The 20,338-nt window shown below is 54.1% G+C and carries 13 protein-coding genes; 3 read left to right on the top strand and 10 right to left on the bottom strand.

The features are described from left to right. Nucleotides 1-49: 49 nt before the first annotated feature. The 5 genes from BD749_RS05105 to BD749_RS05085 all read right to left on the bottom strand — a co-directional run bounded on the left by BD749_RS05105 (nt 50) and on the right by BD749_RS05085 (nt 7,839). Nucleotides 50-1,114 carry a SusE domain-containing protein gene (locus BD749_RS05105; RefSeq protein WP_101443265.1) on the bottom strand — a complete coding sequence of 355 codons (1,065 nt, stop codon included), beginning with the start codon at nt 1,112-1,114 and terminating at the stop codon, nt 50-52. A 68-nt stretch (nt 1,115-1,182) separates the two neighbouring features. After that, nucleotides 1,183-2,772, bottom strand: a complete 1,590-nt coding sequence (locus tag BD749_RS05100) for a RagB/SusD family nutrient uptake outer membrane protein (protein ID WP_101443264.1) — start codon at nt 2,770-2,772, stop codon at nt 1,183-1,185. A gap of 13 nt (nt 2,773-2,785) precedes the next feature. Continuing rightward, nucleotides 2,786-6,082, bottom strand: a complete 3,297-nt coding sequence (locus tag BD749_RS05095) for a SusC/RagA family TonB-linked outer membrane protein (RefSeq protein WP_101443263.1) — start codon at nt 6,080-6,082, stop codon at nt 2,786-2,788. Between the two features lie 16 nt (nt 6,083-6,098). Then, nucleotides 6,099-7,133 carry a FecR family protein gene (locus tag BD749_RS05090; RefSeq protein WP_180336317.1) on the bottom strand — a complete coding sequence of 345 codons (1,035 nt, stop codon included), beginning with the start codon at nt 7,131-7,133 and terminating at the stop codon, nt 6,099-6,101. A gap of 142 nt (nt 7,134-7,275) precedes the next feature. After that, nucleotides 7,276-7,839, bottom strand: a complete 564-nt coding sequence (locus BD749_RS05085; RefSeq protein WP_101443261.1) for an RNA polymerase sigma factor — start codon at nt 7,837-7,839, stop codon at nt 7,276-7,278. 216 nt (nt 7,840-8,055) lie between these two features. Between BD749_RS05085 and BD749_RS05080 the strand changes: the two genes are divergently transcribed. Beyond that, nucleotides 8,056-10,875, top strand: coding sequence for an alpha-amylase family glycosyl hydrolase (locus BD749_RS05080; RefSeq protein ID WP_101443260.1), 2,820 nt, complete (start codon nt 8,056-8,058; stop codon nt 10,873-10,875). 83 nt (nt 10,876-10,958) lie between these two features. Here the strand turns inward: BD749_RS05080 and BD749_RS05075 are convergent, their stop codons facing one another. Continuing rightward, the gene (locus BD749_RS05075) at nt 10,959-12,413 is read right to left on the bottom strand and encodes a M48 family metalloprotease (RefSeq protein ID WP_101443259.1); all 1,455 of its coding nucleotides are present in this window, start codon (nt 12,411-12,413) and stop codon (nt 10,959-10,961) included. Between the two features lie 285 nt (nt 12,414-12,698). On the opposite strand from BD749_RS05075, the gene BD749_RS05070 reads away from it, so the two are divergent. Next, a complete protein-coding gene (locus tag BD749_RS05070) occupies nt 12,699-13,160 on the top strand; it encodes a DUF4268 domain-containing protein (protein WP_101443258.1) in 462 nt (153 codons plus the stop codon). A gap of 8 nt (nt 13,161-13,168) precedes the next feature. Here the strand turns inward: BD749_RS05070 and BD749_RS05065 are convergent, their stop codons facing one another. Then, nucleotides 13,169-13,411: a DUF3820 family protein gene (locus BD749_RS05065; protein WP_218972543.1), complete on the bottom strand. Its 243-nt coding sequence runs from the start codon at nt 13,409-13,411 to the stop codon at nt 13,169-13,171. Nucleotides 13,412-13,476: 65 nt separating this feature from the next. Continuing rightward, nucleotides 13,477-14,337 carry a bestrophin family protein gene (locus BD749_RS05060; RefSeq protein WP_101443257.1) on the bottom strand — a complete coding sequence of 287 codons (861 nt, stop codon included), beginning with the start codon at nt 14,335-14,337 and terminating at the stop codon, nt 13,477-13,479. Between the two features lie 253 nt (nt 14,338-14,590). On the opposite strand from BD749_RS05060, the gene BD749_RS05055 reads away from it, so the two are divergent. Further along, on the top strand, nt 14,591-15,355 hold the full coding sequence (locus BD749_RS05055) for an oxygenase MpaB family protein (RefSeq protein ID WP_101443256.1): 765 nt from the start codon (nt 14,591-14,593) through the stop codon (nt 15,353-15,355). Between the two features lie 186 nt (nt 15,356-15,541). Here BD749_RS05055 and BD749_RS05050 read toward each other — a convergent pair whose 3' ends face one another. Beyond that, complete coding sequence (locus BD749_RS05050) at nt 15,542-18,808, bottom strand: S41 family peptidase (RefSeq protein WP_101443255.1); 3,267 nt, start codon at nt 18,806-18,808, stop codon at nt 15,542-15,544. A gap of 63 nt (nt 18,809-18,871) precedes the next feature. Then, the gene (locus BD749_RS05045; protein WP_101443254.1) at nt 18,872-20,182 is read right to left on the bottom strand and encodes an NCS2 family permease; all 1,311 of its coding nucleotides are present in this window, start codon (nt 20,180-20,182) and stop codon (nt 18,872-18,874) included. Nucleotides 20,183-20,338 lie beyond the last annotated feature (156 nt).

Raw genomic sequence — 20,338 nt, 5'->3', positions numbered from 1 at the left:
CAGAGCGGAACTGCCTGTCGGGTTTCTGATATGTTTAATTTAGGTTCGATTACAACTTCACCAGGGTATAGGTGGCAGTTCCTTCCTCCTCGTTTATTTTGAGGGTGATCTCATACTTGCCTGCTGTTGGCACGGCAATATTACTGCCCCCGAGGGTTAGGTTACCGCCTGAACCACCATAGTTAATGTCCCAGCCATCATTGAAACGGAACTTGATTTCACCTACTTTTAGGTCAAGGGTTGCTTTCCAAATATCCTCCTCGTTGATATAGCGCATGTTCTGGTCTGAATCCCAACCGCCTGCCGTGGCGCTGCCAATAACGCCCCACGAGTGTTTGGCGTGGCTCCAGGTCAAGGTGTTCAGGTTTACGGTTATCATGTAGCTTTCTACTGCAGGCGCCGGCTTGCTAGGGTCATCCAGCGGTATAGACAAGTCGGAACCACCGGGCGCCAATGTACCAGCAGTGGCACCATTACCCCAGTTTACGCTCCAATCGCGTCCTTCTGTAAACTTAAACATGCGGCTTTTTGTGTCTATAAAACTGATCACTCCGCTGTAGATGTTGTTGGCCTCTACCGAGATCAGGCTTGGCGCTGTGCCTGGGTTCCAGCCCTGGTAGTCGCCGGGCACATAAATAAAAGTAGGCTCAATGTAGGTATTGTACGGGGTGATGTTCACGGTAACCGGGTTAGAGTAAACCGGGTCCACAAACTCCGATACAATGGCTCTGATCCTGAATTTTACTGGGTGCGCTTCCTCTGGCGCGTACTTCAGTCGGGTCATCAGGGTGTTAAGCTCCTGGCCTGTATAAGCTCTGTTTATGACTTTGTTGCCCAGCGAAACAGTGTATGGGGTTGCAAAGTTGTTGTCAGCGGTGTCAACCTGCAGCGAGTACTCCGTGGCTGCATCGAAGCCAAAATCGGCTTCGCTCCAGCTGAGCGTGAGGGCGGTGCCTTCAGCGGTCTCCTCTGTCAGTACCACATTGGTTGAGCTGGTAGAGAGCATCGGTGGGGTGCCCTCGCGGAGGATCAATTTCTCTTCGTCTTTCTCGCAACTCATCAGCGTGAGAGAGGCAACTACGAAGAGCAGCGATTTATTTAACCAGTTTTTCATAAAAAACGATTTTTAAACAGTTGGAAAAGGCAGCGACAGGTATGGCACCTGCCGCCACCGCTCATCAATTAATAACCTGGCGTTGGTGTCAGGTTAGGGTTTGCCACCAGGTCGTTGGCCGGAATCGGATACAGCCTACGGAAGTCAGCTACGCTGGTGCCTTCCATCATGCCGCCTTTCCAAGCCCACAGGTAGCTGTCTCCTGTAAAGCGGTTAAAGCGGATCAGATCGGTACGGCGGTGTGCTTCCCAGTTCAGTTCGCGGGAACGCTCATCCAGTATAAAATCAAGCGTCAGCTGGTTGGCTGCAATGTTACCTGCCGTGCTGCCATTGTAGGCACGCGTACGGAGAGCATTCACGTACTGTAGCGCCAAGGAGCGATCGCCGCCAGAACCATTACGCAACACAGCCTCTGCATACATCAGGTATACATCCGCCAGTCGGAACATCGGAAAGTCGGTGTCCACAAAAGTAGGGTTGGAACCAGCCTGACCGGCAGGGTTGGTATTGCGCCACTTCGTGATCGGGTAACCATCCGTAAAGGTGGCAATCGTGTTGATCTCTTTCTCCTGACCACTTGTATGGAAGTTGGCACGGTCGTCGCTAGTGAGCGCCGTGCTGGAGAACAGGTTATACACAGAAGGAGTGGAGCGTATACCTCCCCAGCCTGAGTCGATACCAAAGGCCGTGGCAGACATGTTACCCCCCACGGCGGCGTGCGTCAGGAAGGTCGTACCCCCATAAGACTGTGTGCGCAGACCGTCGAAAGCGATCGGGAAAATGATCTCGTTCGAGGTATGGTTCGTCGTCATGAACAAGTGGTCGTAATCTGCTTCCAGGGTATAGCCAGCGTTGATTACCTTGGAGGCATACGTAATGGCCTCTGTATACTTTTCCTGATTGGTGTATACCTGAGCGTTCAGGTATAATTTGGTCAGCAGTGTCCAGGCAGCGGCCTGATCGGCACGGCCATATTCATTCTGGCGGGCGCCTGCCAGCTCGTTCTCAATGGCCAGCAGCTCAGACTCTACGTAAGCGAAAAGCTCTGCTCTGGAGGCCTGCTCCGGAAAGAACTTGCCGATCAAATCTGCCTCGGTCACAAACGGTACGCTTCCGTACAGATCCAAGGCATGCCAGTAGCTGAGGGCGCGCAGAAAGCGGGCTTCCGCACGGAATTTTTTAGCCTCCTCTAGGTTAGCGCCTGTAATGCCGCGCTCATCCAGCTTGGCATCTTCCATCTCCCGGATAAACTCGTTTGCCAGCGTGATCTGGTAAAAAATGCGGTAATACATGGCCGTGGTCACGTCGTTGTTCGATGACCAGGTCAGGGTATTGAGGGCCGGCAGGCCCGGGTCGTTCCAGGCGATTACCGCCTCGTCGGTCGGCACCTGCTGCAGCATCCAGTAGGTGCGCACATAGTTGGAGGCACCTTCGTCGATACCGCCCACGTCAGGGCGTCCGGCAGGGCCTTGCTGGCCTGTCAGGGCAAAACCAGCATACAGTTTAGCCAGAATAGGTTTGTAATTGGCAAAATCGCGGTAAACGCTTGCCGAAGTAGCCTCATAAAAAGGCTCTCTGTCGAGGTCGTTGACGCAGGAGGTAGCAGCCACGGCCATTAGCCCTGCACAGAGTATGGTTTTAAGATATCTTGATGTCATGATGTTGCGCTAATTAAAGTTCAAGGTTCAGGCCAAGGCTGAATACACGCGGTCTTGGATAGAAATTGTTGTCGATACCACTTGCGATCTCTGGGTCCAGGCCTTTGTAGTCGGTGATTACAAAGGCATTCTGAATGTTGGCGTTCAGGCGCAGGGCCGCACGATCGTTCATGATCCTGCCAAAGTTGTAGCCCAGGCTGATGTTTTCCATGCGCACAAAAGAGGCATTCTCAATGTAGTAGTCCGACTCGTACTGGCGGATGTTGAAGCCCGTCTCGTTCACGTTGCGCGACATGTTGGACAGCCAGTTGCTCACAGAGGTTACTTCGTAAGCGCCTGTGTTGGAATGCACGTTGTTGTACACGTAGTTGTTGAAGTTGCCGCGCATCAACAGTCCCAGCGACCAGTTATTGTAGTTCAGCTGTGTGTTGAAGCCTGAGAAAAGGCGTGCATTCGGGTTTTTGTAGCGGTATTTGTCCTGCTCGTTGATGATGCCGTCCTGGTTCAGGTCAGCATACAGGCCTTCAATTGGGCGGCCATCCTGGCCATATACCTGCTTGTACACATAGAAGGTGTTCGGAGCGTAGCCCACTGTGTGCACCTGTATGTTACGGCCCGTGGCGCCGGCAATACCGCCAGTCGGTACACCTACCGAGTTGTCTTCATCCACTGTGTTCAGTTTAGTGATCTTGTTGCGGATCACCGAGCCGTTGATGCCGACAGACCAGGTGAAATTCTCCCGGTCAACAACCACATAATTCAACACAGCCTCCAGACCCTTGCTTTCGATGCTTCCAACGTTGGTGAGCAACAGGTTGGTCAGGTTCGTGCCGGCAGGTACCGGCACCACGCTCAGCAGGTCTTTTGTGTTACGCTGGAAGGCGTCGAGGCTACCGTACAGGCGGTTATTCAGGAAACCAAAGTCAATACCCGCGTTCCAGGTCTTTGTTTCCTCCCACTTCAGATTCGCATCATATCCTTCCGGGCGAAGCAGCAGATAGTATTGGTTGCCGATCTGGTACATGGCGGCACTGTCGCTGGAGGTATAGCGGGCCAGGTATGGGAAGTCGTTGCCCACGTCCTGCTGACCGGTCACACCGTAGCCAACACGCAGTTTCAGGTCCGACACAACCGGGTTGTCACGCAGAAAAGCCTCCTCGTTGATTCTCCAGGCAAAAGCCAGGGATGGGAAAGTGCCCCATTTCTGCCCGTCTCTGAAGCGGGAAGAACCGTCGCGGCGCACAGTGGCGGTTAAAATATAACGATCCATCAGCGCATAGTTCACGCGTCCGAAGAAAGATACCAGCGTATTCTGTGTTTTGAATGGGAAAGGGGCGGCAGCTCTGCGCACATCACCGTTTTCTCTCAACAGCGGGAAGGCCGGGCGCTCTGTTACCCAGTCCTGGTATGAATAACCACCGGTCACGTCGATCCGGCTGCGGAGGCCCTCGAAATCGTTGGTATAGTTCATGTAGTAATCGAGCAGTTTGTTCGTGCGCTTCTCCTCAAAACGCTGGAAGGAACCACCCTCAAACGACTCCGATGCCAGTGTAACAGGCGCATTGTTATTGCCCTCGCTGTCAGACTTGTCGTAGCCCACGTTCAGGTTAGCACGCAGCTCCGGCAGGAAGTGGAATTTGTAGTCGAGCTGTATGTTGCCAATGCTACGACGGGCCTCGCCCTCATTGCGACGCTGCTCCAGCATACTAAGCGGGTTGCGGGTGGCAATCGTGATCGGTCTTCTGTCTGTTGGGTCGAGCCACTCGAAATAGCCTCCGAAATTGTTCTCGGAATAAACCGGCTGCGTCGGGTCGAAGCCAACGGCGGCGCCTATGGCACCCTCCTCCGCAAAGCGGCTGTTGGTCAGGGCACCTTTCCAGTTCACATCCACGCTCAGGTGGTTGTCCAGGAAAGTAGGGGTCAGTTTGATACTACCTGTTACGCGCTCAAAGCTAGAGGTCTTGAGCACACCGTCCTGGTTGAGGTAACCTAGCGACACACGGTAAGGCAGTTCCTTCACTGCACCACTCACACTCACGTTGTTATCGGTGGTGTAGGCGTTGCGGTAAATCTGATCCTGCCAGTTGGTATTTTCAGTGCCCAACAGGTTGATCTGCTCCTGGTTGCCACGAGCTATTACTGTTCTCCTGAACTCATCGGCGTCCATCACGTCCACCTGCTTGGTGTTGGTGGAGAGGGAGTGCAGGGTGCTGAAGTTAACGCGTGTTTTCTGACCAGTCTGGCCTCTTTTGGTTGTAATGATGATCACACCGTTGGAGGCACGTGAGCCGTAGATGGCTGTCGCAGAAGCGTCTTTCAGGATGTTCATCGAAGCGATGTCATCCGGGTTGATGAAGTTTAGCGGATTGGCAGAACCGGCAATGGTCTGGTTGTCGATGGGCACACCGTCGATTACGATGAGCGGGTCGTTGCTGGCGTTCAGGGAGGCGCCACCACGTATACGGATACGGCTACCCGCACCAGGCGCCCCACCGTTTGAGGTGATCTGCACACCGGCTACCTTACCAGTAATGAGCTGTTCGGCAGTGGTTACCTGTCCATCCTGGAAATCTTCTTCTGAGATGGTGGTAACAGCACCTGTCACGTCTTTTCGCTCCTGGGTACCATAGCCTACCACCACTACTTCCTGCAGTGCGCGGGCATCAGTGCGCATGGTTATGGAAATGTTCGTCTGGCCACCGATCACAACCTCCTGGGTAGCATAACCGATGTAAGAGAAAACCAAGGTACCGCCCTCGGCTGGCGCAGGCAGTGTAAACTCGCCATTGGCATTGGTGGCTGTGCCGCGTGTGGTGCCTTTCAGTACAACTGTCACGCCGGGCAGGGCGCTTCCGTTTTCATCTGTTACACGTCCGCTCACGGCCTGGTCCTGCCGTACTTTGGCAGATGGGCTGGGTATAGCAGCGGCGGTAGTTGTGGCAGGAGCGGGCTGGGCGGCTTTCGAAATAATGTATACTCCCCGCACTTTTTTGTAAGCGAGGTTATTGCTGGCCAGCGTGGTGCCCAGGAATTCATCCACATTCTGCACACCGCTTTTCGGCTCCTGCACAATCAGTTGCAGGTCATCGGCCAGACTGGCCTGGTACGAGAACTGTATGCCGTGTGTGTTTTTGAGATCGTTGAGCAAATCCTTGAGCGACTTCGCCGTCAGGGCCTGTCCGGAGGTGTGGTTCACTGCAAGGTTCGGACCCGGGCCCGGATACCCCTGAGCGGTGCCCGGTACCTGAAAGCAGCACAGGGCTACTGCCAAGCCAAGGGAACCTAGTCTCTTAGTAGATTTATTTGACATAGAATAAGAGGTTAATTTATAGTGAGCTTATGTTAATAGTGTTTTCTTGTTGAGTAATTTTCAGATCAAAGGTCTCTGCCAGCGTATTCAGGATGTCCTCCGGGCGTTTTACTTCCAGGAAGGCGGTAATGCGCTGGCCGGATAGCTCCGAGCCACTGAATTCTACCTTGTAGCCGTATTGCTCCTCGATCAGCGAACCCACCTCACGGAGCGTATAATTGTCAAAATAGACCTGGTTGTGCTGCCAGGACGTGTAAAGGCTCGGGTCTACGCGCCGGTGGCTAAGGCCGTTTGCTGCAGATACTGTTATAAGGTCGCCGGGCTGCATCTCCATCTGCCTGGTCTCACCGTTCTGGATGGTGCTCAGCCTTACTTTGCCACTCGCCAGCACTACCCGGTCTTCCAGGCCGCGGTCGTATACGTTAAATTCCGTTCCCAGTACGTTTATTTCAGTGCCTTTGCTGGTCCTCACGATAAACTGCTGTCCGTTAGCCTGCTGTGTTACCGTAAAGAAAGCCTCTCCCTGCAATTGCACACTTCGGGGCGCGTCAGTATTCCACTTTTCAGGAATAGTTATACTGGAATTGGCGTTAAGTACTACTACGGAATTGTCAGGAAGTTGGATAATGCGCTTCTCTCCGAATGCAGTGGCGTAAGTGACTGGTTTTGAGTTATTGAGGTTGAAGAGCAGGGCTACTGAAGCGAGCAGAACCAGGATGACCGCTGCGGCAGACAACCAGGTTTTGCGGGAGTAGCCCCAAAGCGCAAATACCGGTCCGCCCGCTGCGCCGCGCTCCCGGTCCTGCCGTACCGCATCCTGCAGGTGCGCCCAAACCAGTGCGGCATCTTCGTCGCAACTACGGTCCTCGGCCTGCTCCTGCGATAGCAGCAACACCAGCCGACGCGCCTCCGCCAACTGGGGAGCCTTGTCAGGATGCTGCGCTGCAAACTGGGTCCAGTACAGGGTGCTTTCCTGCGTAGGATATTTGATCCATTGTATAAAGTCATGGTCGGCTGCCAGTTCGGTTGCAGTGGCTGTTTCGTGGTTCATGTCGGGCATCACTATGGGTTGCGGTTTCAGCGTATAGGCACACGCTATATACAAGAGCCCGATCCTTCAAAAATTATCCCTTGTTTTAGAAAAAAAATTACATGATTTGTAAATGCTTGAAAGCAAGCTGGATAGATAGCTGCTAAAAGAAAAGGGCCAATAGGAGGAGGGTGCTGTTGTGGAGCAACTGCTGCAAACGTGCAATGGCCTTGTAAGTGGTTTTGTAAACAGAGTCCTGGCCGATGTCCATGATGGCGGCGATCTCGTCGTATTTGAGATTGGCGTAGTATTTCAGGAAAATAACCTCCCGTTGCCGTGCCGGAAGCTGCGAGAGGAGGTGTGCGATTCGCTGGCGGGTCAGTTCGGCCGTCTGCAGCTGAATCAGGGTCTGTTCGTGCGAATCCTCGAGTTCGGAGTGGTAATCTTCGGGCAGCTCCTCGTGCACTTTGTCGCGGTTGCCTCGTTTGATGATCTCGTTCCGGATGGCTTTGAGCAGGTAGTGCTGCACGTTGGTAGGGGTGCCGACCGTGGCGCGACCTTTCCAGAGCGAAAAGAACACCTGCTGCAAACAATCGCGTATAAGCTCTTTGTCGGGTGTGATCCGGTTGCCGTAGCGCAGCATCATGGGAGCAAAATGATGGTACAGCAGCGAAAAGTCATCCTCGCTTCCTGCTTTAAACCTGCCCCAAATTTCCTGCTCGTCCATGCGCGATTGCACCGTTTTAGAAACGGAGTACAACAATTATATTAGAATTTAATTTGAAATCATACCTTTAGGCACTGAAAAATATGCAATCATATCTGGTGTTATAACATGTAAGGCGGTGCCGGAGCCAGGTTTTCATCCCAAGGTATAACCTGTACCCATTGCTTTGTGTTTTCGGCCAGCAAGTTAAATCCCTACCACTTACCCTGTTCCTTTATGGCAAACCATTACTTCTCCCGTTTTCTGGTGCTCGTTGTTTTTCTGTTAGGTATAGCCTGGCAGGCAAAGGCACAAGTTGTCCAAACCATACCTGAATTTCCGAACGGCGATCAGGAAATTACACTCATTTTCGACCTGAAGCAAGCTAAAGACGGCCGGGCGGCCGGACTGCTGGGCAAAACGGACGATGTATACCTGTGGTCGGGTGCGGGCGTGGTGGGCAACAGCAATGCCTTTCAGTACCAGCCGGCCGGTCAAACGAATTTCAACCAGCCTTTTACGCCGGGCAAAATGACCTCACTCGGCAACGACCGCTGGCAGATCAAGCTCACGCCACGCACTTACTACGGCGTACCGGCCGGGCAGACCATCGACAAAATGGGCCTGCTGCTCAAAAATGGCAACGGCACTGCCCAAACAGAGGACTTCATCATTCAGCTGTATGACGCAAGCCTGCAAGTGGCTTTGCGCGAACCGCAACAGCGCAACTTTTTTGTGGAGGCCAATACTGCTATACCTGTGCGGGCTGTTGTTTCTGCCAAAGCCAATGTAACAGTGAAGCTGGACAACACCGTTGTTTACAGTGCCAGCAACACCGATGAGATACAGACGAACATCAATGCCGGAAACCAGCAAGGGATGATGCGCACCGTTACCATCGAAGCAAAGTTGGGCCAGGAGACTGCTTCCGAAAGCTTCACGTTTCAGGTAAGGCCCCAGCCGGTGGTGGCAGCGCTTCCGGCTGGTATGCGGGACGGCGTGAACTATACCGGCGCCACCAGTGCTGTGCTCGTCCTCTATGCCCCGCACAAGCGTTTTGTTTACGCCATCGGAGAGTTTAACAACTGGCAGACTTCACCGGAATACCTGATGAAGCGCAGTCCCGACGGCAACCGCTACTGGATTGAATTGAGCAATCTGCCAGCCGGGCAGGAGGTGGCCTATCAGTACCTGGTAGATGGCACCCTGGCCGTGGCCGACCCCTACACCGAAAAGATTCTGGACCCGGCCATGGACCAGTACATACCGGGTAGTACCTACCCTAACCTGAAGGCCTACCCGGCAGGCGCAGAGGGCATCGTGTCGATCCTGCAGACAAACCAGCCTGTCTATACCTGGGAAGTGACGGATTTTGAGCGCCCGGACCCGGCGAACCTGGTGATCTACGAGCTGCATGTGCGCGATTTCATCGAGGCCCGCAACTACAAGGTGCTGGCCGATACGCTCACCTACCTGAAGCGCCTTGGCGTGAATGCCATTGAGCTGATGCCGGTGATGGAGTTCTCCGGTAACGACTCCTGGGGCTATAACCCGATCTTCTTTTTTGCGCCCGACAAAGCTTACGGCACCAAAAACGACCTGAAGGCTTTCATCGACAAGGCACACGAAATGGGCATCGCCGTGATTCTGGACATTGTGCTCAACCAGGCCGACTACGAATACCCTTATGTGAAAATGTACTGGGACGGCAACCAGCCGGCAACCGACAATCCGTTCTTCAACCAGCGGGCCACGCATCCTTTTAGTGTGTTTTTTGATTTCAACCACGAGAGCGAAGCTACCAAAGCACTGGTGGAGCGCGTGAACCGCCATTGGCTGGAAGAATACAACATAGACGGCTATCGCTTCGACCTGTCTAAAGGGTTCACTCAGAAAAACACCAGTGATAACGTGAATGCCTGGAGCGCCTACGATGCCAGCCGCGTGGCCACCTGGAAGCGCATTTACGACGAAATCAGGAGCTACGACGAAACGGCCTATGTCATACTGGAGCACTTTGCCGATAACCAGGAAGAAAAGGAGCTGGCTAACTACGGCATGCTGTTCTGGGGCAACCACAACCACGACTACCGCAACCTGGCCAAAGGCGTACAGGCCAACCCACAAGGGATTTCTTACAAAGTACGGGAGTGGGAGCAACCCTACCTGATTGGCTACATGGAAAGCCACGACGAGGAGCGCATTCTGTACGATGTGCTCACCAACGGCAACCGGAACGGCAGCTACAACACCCGCACGCTGGCCACGGCCCTCAACCGTGCTAAACTGGCGGCTGCCTTTTTCCTGCCTATACCGGGTCCGAAGATGATCTGGCAGTTCGGAGAGCTGGGCTATGACGTGTCCATCGATCAGAATGGGCGCACCGGCCAAAAGCCGATCCGGTGGGAGTACCAGCAGCAGCCGGACCGCCAGAAACTGTACCAGGTATACGCGGAACTGATCAAACTCAAACAAAGCGAACCGGCCTTCACAACCGATGATTTCGAGCTGCAGTTAAATGGCCAGGTGAAGCGCATCTTCCTCTTCCATGACGACATGAATGTGTTCATAGTTGGTAATTTTGACGTGCGGGCGCAGCAGGTGAACACTAATTTCCCGGCGACCGGTGTTTGGTACGACTACTTTACCGGTCGCGAAAACAAGATTGAGGACCCGGGTCAGGTCATGGAACTGCAGCCAGGCGAGTTTCACATTTACACTACTAAAAAGCTCACCACGCCGCAACCTGGTCTAGTGCCCTGGCAGGGGCTGGTGCTCTCAGCGGAGGAAGAACTGGCCGAACGAGGCGTATCCGTATACCCTAACCCCTTGCAGGAAGCCACCTTGCTGCACCTGGAAAGCGATTACCGTGGGCCGGTGCAGGTGCAGCTAGTGGATATGACGGGTCGATCCTTGCAGCAGGTTCGTTTTCTCAAGCACCAGCAAAGCCACCAGGAGCAGCTAAGGCTGCAGCGGGTGCCAGCTGGCCTGTACTACATGCAGGTAGAGCAGGGCGGCAAAAAGTCGGTACACAAACTGCTCAAGGTAAACGAATAGGCGATAGAACAACAGGTATAGCGTAATATAAAAAACCCTGCTTCCTGAAATGGAGGCAGGGCTTTTTTGTGGAGTTATTATCCCTATTTTTTCACGACTTTGATCAGCGTGCCGCCTGGTAGCTGGTCGCTTAGCTGCATGCCGTTGAGCACGGCCAGTTCGTTGTGGCGGTTGTCGGGCATGTTGTGGCTGCGCAGCGCCTGGGCCAGTGTGGAGGCTTTTGGCACCGTCACAATGCTGATGCGCTCGGGCTTGCGGTTCAGCTTGTCCGGGTCCGACAGCACCTGGAAGCTTTGCATGCTGCCACTGAAAACCTGAAAATAGTTGTTGAAGTTCTGTACCGTGGTAATGCCCATCAGGCTGTAAATATTACCACCGTGCTGGATAAAGTAAGTGAGTGTGCGCAACGGTTGCTGCTGTTGCTGTTGCTGCTGCTGTTGTTGCGGGTCTGCCACTACGGCAATGGCGGGCAGTCCGTTCACAGTTACCTGCTTGCTTTCAACAGGCTGCAGGCCGTAGTTCTGCAGCGATTGCTGGGCAGCTTCCTGCAGACTGTTACCTGGTACCAGGGTCAGCCCCATCACGGCACTTCCGTCCTTCGGACCCATCTGCACTTGCTGCGGGGTGTTCTGGTAGCCCCAGTTGGTCGGTATCGTGAACTGGAACTTCAGCTCAGGATGGTAGAACACGCTGTTCTCAACAAAGCCCTGCTTCGGATCCTCGCCGTAGATCATGCCGTCGATCATTTTCAGGTAGCTGTTGCGGCCCACTTTGGGGTCGGTCAGGTTCTGCTTTCTTTGCTCTTCATCTGCCAGCTGGTGTACGGTATTGTAGCGGTCGCCCGGATCGGGGTGTGATGAAAGGAGAGAGGGAATCGCCTGTCCACCTTCCTCCTGCTTGCGCTGCAACGTGGTGAAAAAATCAGCCATTTCGGAGGCGTCGTAGCCGATCTTGGTCGAGTACTCCACGCCCAGCTTGTCCGATTCCCGCTCTGCGTCGCGGCTATACTTGAGCATCAGCAGGCCGAGTCCCTGCGACACTTCCTGGCCGTACTGTGCGATGGTAGGCGACAGGATCATGCCGAGCAGCAGGCCGCCCTGCGCCAGAATGGACTTGCTTTGCTGCTGTGCCGAGTGCCGCGCTGTGATGTGGCCGATTTCGTGGCCGAGCACCCCGGCAAACTGCGCCTCGTTGTTGAAGTGGGCCATAATGCCACGCGTGAAATAAACGTAACCGCCCGGCACGGCAAAGGCGTTGATCACAGGTGAGTCCACGATCTTGAACTCGTAGTTGAGGTTGTTGCGGTGCGAGATCTTAGCCATTTGCTGGCCTTTTTCGTTGATAAAGCGCTGTAGGTTCGGGTCTTCGTATAGTCCAAACTGCGCCACAATCTGAGGGTCCGCTTCCTTGCCGAGTGCAATCTCCTGGCTCTCCGACATGAACATGACGTCTTTTTTGCCCGTTACCGGGTTGGTCTGGCAGGAGCTGCTGATCAGGAACACAGACGCCACTAATCCGGATATGATTTTCTTTCTCATCGTTTTGTCTTTTTAGGCCTCTGTTTCTCAACCAATTGGGCAGGTATATGGCAGAGGCTGAATATGTAACAAGCAACGATAATACAATTTTTAAGTTGCGGAAAGAGCCTTTCCTGTACTACCAAGCCCCATTTGTAAAGGAGTACTAGCAGGTGTGAATAGTCCCTGTGTGCTATCCTTGCTCCTTCTGAAAGCATCGGCCTGCAGCCTCCATGCCTGCCGCGCATGCCCCTTAGCCCAATCGTATACTTTGCTAATTACCCGGGCAATCACCAATTTTACGGTATGTATACACGCGAACAGGCATCAAAACTAAAGCAGGCATTCTGGACGGCATTCGGGCAATACATGGCCCCAGTGCTATCAGCAGAAGGTATGCCCACCAATTGGATCAATTACAAGACCGGCCTGAAGAACGTGTACTTCCGGATGCAGGCTGACAAGAAACTGGCCTCCATCGCCATCGAGATGACGCAACCAGACCCGGAAATTCAGCAGATGTTTTTTGAGCAGTTTGAGGCCCTGAGGGAGTTGCTGCACGGCACAGTAGGCGAGGAGTGGACCTGGGACCTGTACACCACAGACGAATACGGAAAAGAAATAAGCCGGATCCACACCGAGCTGCGAGGGGTAAACGTGTTTAACCAGGACGACTGGCCCGCGCTGATCTCTTTTTTCAAACCCCGCATTATTGCCCTCGACGCCTTCTGGAGCGACGCCAAGTACAGCTTCGACGAGTTGCGCTAGGTATAGCCTCAGCGCTGCCGGGCCTGGCGCTTGAGTGGCTCCAGCAGATAATCCAGCCCATTGATCTTGATCTCGTAAAGCGTGGCCAGTAGCATGCCAAGCTTGCCAGGCGGAAAACCTTCGCGGGCAAACCACTCCAGGTATGAGACCGGCAGGTAGCACAGCACCGTGTCTTTGTATTTGCCGAAAGGCATTTTCATACGAACCAGCTCTGTGAGCATGGAGGAGTCGGGTTGCATAGGCGTGTTCATTATTCCCAAAGATAAGGTATAGACGGCTGGCCCGGTGCTATACCTGCAGCTGAAAAGCTTGTCTTTTAAGCGAGCACTTCGCTTACGTGCTTGCGTATGTTGTGGCAGATCTGGTCAACGGGCAGGTCGTTGGGGTCGGTGCCGAACGGGTTTTCAATTTCCTCTGCAATCAGCTCCAGGCTGGCCAGCGCATACAGGATCAGGATCACCACTGGTATCACATAGTAGCTCAGGCTGAAAACCCAGCCAAAGGGCAGGGTCATGACATAAAAGAAAATGAACTTCTTGATAAAGACGCTGTAGGTATAAGGTATAGGGGTGTTTTTAATGCGCTCGCAGGCGCCGCAATGTTCCGTCAAGGCCCTCAGTTCTTCGTTGAGCACCAGCATTTGGGGCATGTCAATCCGGCCCTGGGTATACATGGTATTCAGGCGGCCGTACATGGCGGTGGCAACCTGGTTGGGCAGGTGCTTCTCTTTTTTCAGATCCAGTACAGGGTCCAGTTCATGGAAGTCCTCATTCTCGCGCAGCAGGCACTTAGTGGCAAAGGCGTAGTTCGGAACCATCAGCCTGAAAAAGCGCCGGTCCTCTTTGTCGGTGGCGATGGCCTGCAGCTTGATGGCCAGGTTGCGGGAGCTGTTGGTAATGCCGCCCCATATTTTGCGGCCTTCCCACCAGCGGTCGTATGCCGTGTTGGTTCTGAACACCAGCAGCAGGGAAATCACGAAGCCCAGCACGCTGTGCATCATCCCGACGTTGCGGATGTACTGCGTTTCAGAAAGATGCAGAAAATTCAGCTCTACGTAAGCCACTATACCGGCATAGACACCCACGCCGAACATAAGCGGCAGCAGCTTCCGGAAAGTGTCCGCTTTCGAGAAGCGGAAGATGAAAACAAACCAGTCTTTGGGATTGTAGTTGATCATAAAAAGAAATCCGCTTAGCCCGTCCCAGAGTGTACGGGCAGGCTAAGCGGGGTTCAATTTGGCTAAAAGTTGAACCTAAAGATAAGCACAAAAAAATTTAGCGTGCAAGTCTTGTCTTCATAAATAAATATATTGATTTATTTATGTAACTGAAGATCAGTTGTATATACTTTAAAGGCGTAAGCTTGACCAACAAAATGCCAAAACAGCAGCCCGATCAGCACATTTTAACCTTTGCCTTTGTTCTCTTTCCATGGACTATTTTGTGAAACAAGGCAGTGTGGTGCGCGAGATTTGGGGAAAGGGCGACACCATCCTCTTCATCTTTGCAGGCGCCTCCGCCGAATTTGCCCTCAACAAGGCGGTGGACTGGCTCTACTTCACCGGCCGCCTTCCGTCCGACCCGCTGGGCCGCCTGTTCTCGACGGTAGGCTATGCGCGCCAAATCGTGTTTTCGAGCAGGGAAGGAGCCCACAAAGCAATCGATACCATGGCCAAGATACACGCCGGTGTAGAAGCGAAGCGTGGCATGGCTATACCTGACTGGGCCTACCGCGATGTGCTGTTCATGCTCATCGACTACTCCATCCGCTCCTTTGAACTGCTGGAGCGTGCACTAACTGAAGCTGAGAAGGAAAGCGTGTTTGAGGTGTTCTGGCGGGTAGGCTCCCGCATGGGCCTGACGGGCCTGCCCGACAACTACCAAGCCTGGCTGCAGATGCGGCAGCAGCACTTAGCGGAGAATCTGGCCCCAAGCAGCTTTACCACCGATCTCTACAGGCAATACCGCAAGCACCTGGGGCCGATCAGGTATAAACTGCTGCTGGAAGGGCAGAAGCTGATCGTACCAACTACTGTTCGCGAGCAGTTGGGCTTTGGCAAATGGTCGGCATTGCAGCCTGTCCTGCGCGTGTATAAGCTAAGCCGGCACCTGAATGCCGATTGGCTGATCAAAGCACTCATCCTTCCGCCAGCTTATAAAAATGAAATCAAGGAGTTGGATGTGCACCCCGCCTGAGGTATAGCAGTGTTTTTTAGTTGCTATGTTATGTTAAGTTAATAATGGCGTTTTACATTTATCAGGTATAGCAAGTGATTCAATGCTCTCAGTGTATACCTGAACTGCTAGGCCCACACCGGAGCCAGTTACAAACAAAAAGCCCCGACGATGGCCGGGGCTTTTTGTTTGTAAAGTAGGGGAGTCTTATTTCTGCGCCTGCCCCTGTGCTTCGATGTCTTTCAGCAGTTCGCGCACGGCTGCTTCCAACTGCTGGTCTTTGCCTTTGCTTACCAGCTCGTATTCGTTGGCTACCAACACATCCGGTTCTGTCTGCAGGTTCTCCAGGTATTGGCCTTTGATGTCTTTTACGCCCAGCGGTGGCACACCCCAACGCACGTTGCCATTCTGTAGCATTTCCCAACCGCCAAAGGTACAGGTACCCGGCACCGGCATACCGACCAGCTTGCCCAGTTTCAGGTCGATGTAGCTGTAGGCGAAGCAGTGGCCGTCGCTGTAGTTGGCTTCGTTGGCCAGCGCGATGCTCGGCTTGGTCCAGCGGAAGGATGGCTCAAAGCCGGTCGAGCGGGTGTCGGTGGTGTAGTCCAGGAACTTCTGGCCGCTCAGGAACATGGCTAGGTCGGCGACCAGGTCACCGCCGCCGTTGTTGCGGGTGTCCACTACCATGCCTTTGCGGTTGGCGTATTTGCCCATCACTTCTTCGTACACGGTGCGGTAGCTTGGGTCGTTCATGCCCGGTATGTGCACATAACCCAGCTGGCCGTTGCTCAGGCGGTCCACCTCTTCGGCATTGCGGCGCACCCAGCGTTTGTAGAGCAACGGGTTCTCCTCGTTTTGCGCAATTGGCTTCACTGTGATGTCCCGGCGGTTTTTGCCATCCACTACCGTCAAGAGGGTGTTCTTGCCCGCTTTGCGGTTCAGGAACTGCGCCAGGTCTTTGTCTGGGGTAATCGTTTCGCCGTCGATTTTCTCAATCACCATACCTGGTTTCAGGTTTAAACCGGCTTTGTCGAGCGGACCGCCTACAATCACTTCATCCAGCTTGATGCCGTTGCCGGTATGGGTCTGGTCGTAGAAGATGCCGAGGGAGGCCGTGGCGTCGCCGTTCGGGTCGTTTTTGCTGTAGCTGGCACCGGAGTGCGACACGTTCAACTCACCCAGCAGTTCGCTCAGCATTTCAGTGAATTCATGTTCGTTGCTGATGTGCGGCAAGTAGGCTTCGTAGTCTGCTTTCAGTTCGTCCCACTTGGTGCCGTGCAGGTTGGCCGTATAGAAGGTCTGCTTGGTGCGGCGCCATACGTGCTCAAACATAAAGGCACGCTCTGCCGCCATGTCCAGGTTCATCTCTCCGTCCACTTTCACGGTCTCCTGCTTACTGTTGCTCGGGTCGAGCTTCACGATCTTGCCATCCGATTCCAGGAACAGGTTCTTCTGTTCTTTGTCCCACACCATGCGGGCACGGTTGGCATTGAGCGACACCAGCATTTTGGTCTCTTTGCTGCGCAGGTTCGTCGACCACAGGTTAAAGCCTTTCTCGAACTTGGCCAGGTAGTAGAGCGTCTCGCCATCTTTCGACACCAGGGCGTCGGACAGGCTGGAAGAGTGCAGCGTGAGTTTGGCTTTGCGGTTGGTCAGGCCATCCCAGTCAATCTTAAACTCCTCTATCTTCGGCTCGTCCTTCTTGGCTTTCTTTTTATTTTTCTCCTGCTCTTGGGCTTTCTCTTTTTCCTTGGCAAGTTTTTCTTCCTGCTCCTTCAACAAGGTATAGTCCTCCTTGCTCAGTCTGTACTTGTCAAAGGCGTCCTGTGTCAGGAAGAGGGCGTAAACGTCGGCCTGTGAGCCGCCGCTGTTGGCCTGGCTACGCATGCCGTCGCGGGTGCTGCTCCAGATCATCATTTCGCCGCCCATCATCCATTTCGGGGCAAAGTCATTGTAACCGCTTTCGGTCAGGTTGATCTTTTTGCCTTTGCCGTCCGCCGCAATGATGCCCACTTCGCCATTGGCAAAGCCGGGCTCCGAGTACTCAAACAAGATCCACTTGCTGTCCGGGCTCCAGGTGAAGTACTGGTCGTTGTCGCGCATCGAGAACAGCTCGTTTGTGTTGAGCAGCGTGCGCACCTGCTTGCTGGCTAAGTTGAGTACTTTCAGGGTAACCCGGTCCTCGAGGAAGGCGACCTCTTTGCCGTCCGGTGAAAACTGCGGGTCATAGTTCTCCTTTTCGTTTTCGATCAGCGGGGTCTCCTTCAGCAGGGTAGAGGCGTAGAAATAGGGCTCCTCCTGGCGTACGATATCCGTCTTATAGATCTTCCAGTTTTTGCCGCGCTCGCTGGCATAAAGCAACGACTTGCCATCCGGTGAGAAGCTCACGCTACGCTCCTGCTCCGGCGTATTGGTAATGCGCTTGGTCACAGAACCTTCCACAGCGCTCACGAAAACCTCTCCGCGGTAAATGAAGGCCACCTCTTTGCCATTCGGCGACACGGCCAGCCCGCTGATGCCACCATTCACTTTCAGGATGCTTTCGTTGTTCGTTTTGGCATCTGTAGCGATGTGGATGTTTACTTTCTGCGCCTGTCCGTTTGGCTTTTTGGTATAGAGCTCACCATTTTGGCTAAAGCTGAGTGTTCCGTCGTTGGCGGCAGTCAGGAATCGAACCGGGTGCTTTTCGAAACTCGTCACTTGCTCTGATTTGGCAGGACCCTGCGCGGCCATTTTGTGCACGTTCAGGGTGCCGCTCGCCTCGCTCAGGTAGTAGATCGTTTTGTCGTTGTCGGCAAACACCGGGCTGCGATCCTCGCCTTCGTAGGTCGTCAGTTTGGTATGCTTGCCTGTTTTGGTGTCGTAGGTCCAGATGTCGCGCGTAACGGAAGACACATGGTGCTTGCGCCACTGGTTCTCGCCGCCTTTGCGGTCCTGGTACAGCATCTTGCTGCCATCGTGGCTCAGTTTTACTTCTTCAGCCGGCGTTGTCAGTACCTGCTTCACGCGGCCACCCGATACGGCCACCTGGTACAGTTCCGGCTGGTAGGCCGTCGGGAACTGTCGGTTGCTGGCAGCATCATGGCGGGTAGAGCCAAAGTATACCGTCTTGTTGTCGTGGCTGAATTCGTAGGGATACTCGTGCGCCGAGTGGAAGGTGATGCGCTGGGCGGCACCACCAGTGGCCGGCATCACAAAAATATCGAAGTTGCCATAGCGGTCGCTGGCAAAAGCAATGGACTTGCCATCGTGGCTCCATACCGGCATAAAGTCGTGCGCCTCGTGCACCGTGAGCGGCGTAGCAGTGCCACCTGCCGCGGGTACGGTATAGAGGTCACCTTTGTACGTGAACACAATGGTTTTGCCATCGGGCGAGATGGCCGGGTAACGCATCCAGGAAGGAGCGTCTTGCGCAGCAGCTGAAAACGCCGATCCGGCGGCCAGCAACGCTGCAAGAGCAAATTTTTTGATCATAGGGGTTCGGATTGAAAGCCCCTAAGTTAAGCAAGATGCGCTTAATAAATACAGGTAATTGCCTTAATGCGACTGCATGACAAGCGCCAGCACACAAAACGCGACAATGACCCACAAAGTAGGCGAAATGCTGCGGCCCTGCCCGGTGGCTACCTTTAAAACCGCCCAGCTCAGGAAGCCCCAGATAATGCCCTGCGAAATGGAGTGCGTGAAGGGAATCAGCACCATGGCCAGAAAAGCAGGTATAGCCTCATCCATTTTCAGCCAATTGATGCGGACGATCGGGCGTACCATGAACGCGCCCACCAGCACCAGGGCAGGCGCGGTGGCAATGGCCGGAATCATAGACAACAGCGGCGCCAGAAACAGAAAGGGGAGAAACAATACACCGGCCACAACCGCTGTCAGACCCGTGCGACCACCCGCCTCTATACCTACCGCCGACTCCACGTAAGCGGTGCCCGGGCTCGAACCCAGCAAACCCGAAATGGTGGTAGACACGGCATCGGCTGTGAGCGAGCGGCCCACGTTGCGCGGCTCGCCGTGCTCGTCAGTCAGGTTAGCGGCTTCGGCCAGCCCCACGAAGGTGGAGAGGCTATCGAACAGATCGGTGAAAACGAAGGCGAAGATGACGGGGAAAACCGCAAACTGCAGCGAGTTGATCAGATCCAGCTGAAAGATCAGGCTGAAGTCAGGGGCAGCAAGCAGGCCCTGCCAACTGATGAGGGGTGCCGCATCCGTGGCCCACCAGCGCCCGAGCGGGTAGGCTGCCAGTGTGGTGAGCACTATACCTACCAGTATGGCCCCCGTCACGTTTCGCGCAATCAGGATGGCCATCAAAAACAAACCGCCCAGAAACGTGAGCACAGACGGAGAAAGCGGACCCAGACCCGTGGTGGTAGCCTCGTTGGGGACAATAAAACCGGCGTTGGCAAACCCGATGATGGTGATGAACAAGCCTATACCTGCGGCAATGGCATAGCGCAGCGGACGCGGTATGGCTTTGACGATCAAAACGCGCACTTTAAAAACGGAGAGCAGCAGGAACACGATGCCTGACCAGAAAACAGCGCCCAGCGCCACCTGCCACGTAATGCCCATGCCCAGCACTGCCGAAAACGTGAAGAAGGCATTGAGCCCCATACCTGGCGCCACCACAATCGGGTTGCGAGCATAGAGGCCCATCATCAGACTGCTGAAAAAAGATACCAGCACCGTGGCCGTCAGCGCTCCCGAAAAAGGCATGCCCGCCTGACTCAAAATAGACGGGTTTACGACCACGATATAGGCCGTTGCCAGAAAAGAGGTGAGCCCCGCCAGGACTTCTGTACGGATGGTGGTGTTGTTCTTTTTCAGTTCGAAGTAGGACTCCATGCTCGGAAGTGGGTTAGAAAATAATGGCAGGCTAATATTAGGCAATTTATACGGAGATGTCTTAACAAAATGTTAAAGTCCCATTTCTTCACCTCAATTTCACAGCTTCCAAGCAACCCTTTTCCCGCCGCCTTTCTCTTTTGCTTATACCTGCTG

Source organism: Pontibacter ramchanderi (assembly GCF_002846395.1).
In the GTDB taxonomy this organism is placed as follows: Bacteria; Bacteroidota; Bacteroidia; order Cytophagales; family Hymenobacteraceae; genus Pontibacter; species Pontibacter ramchanderi.
Note: the sequence above shows the minus strand (reverse complement) of the source record. Positions and strands in the feature narration are given on the sequence as shown.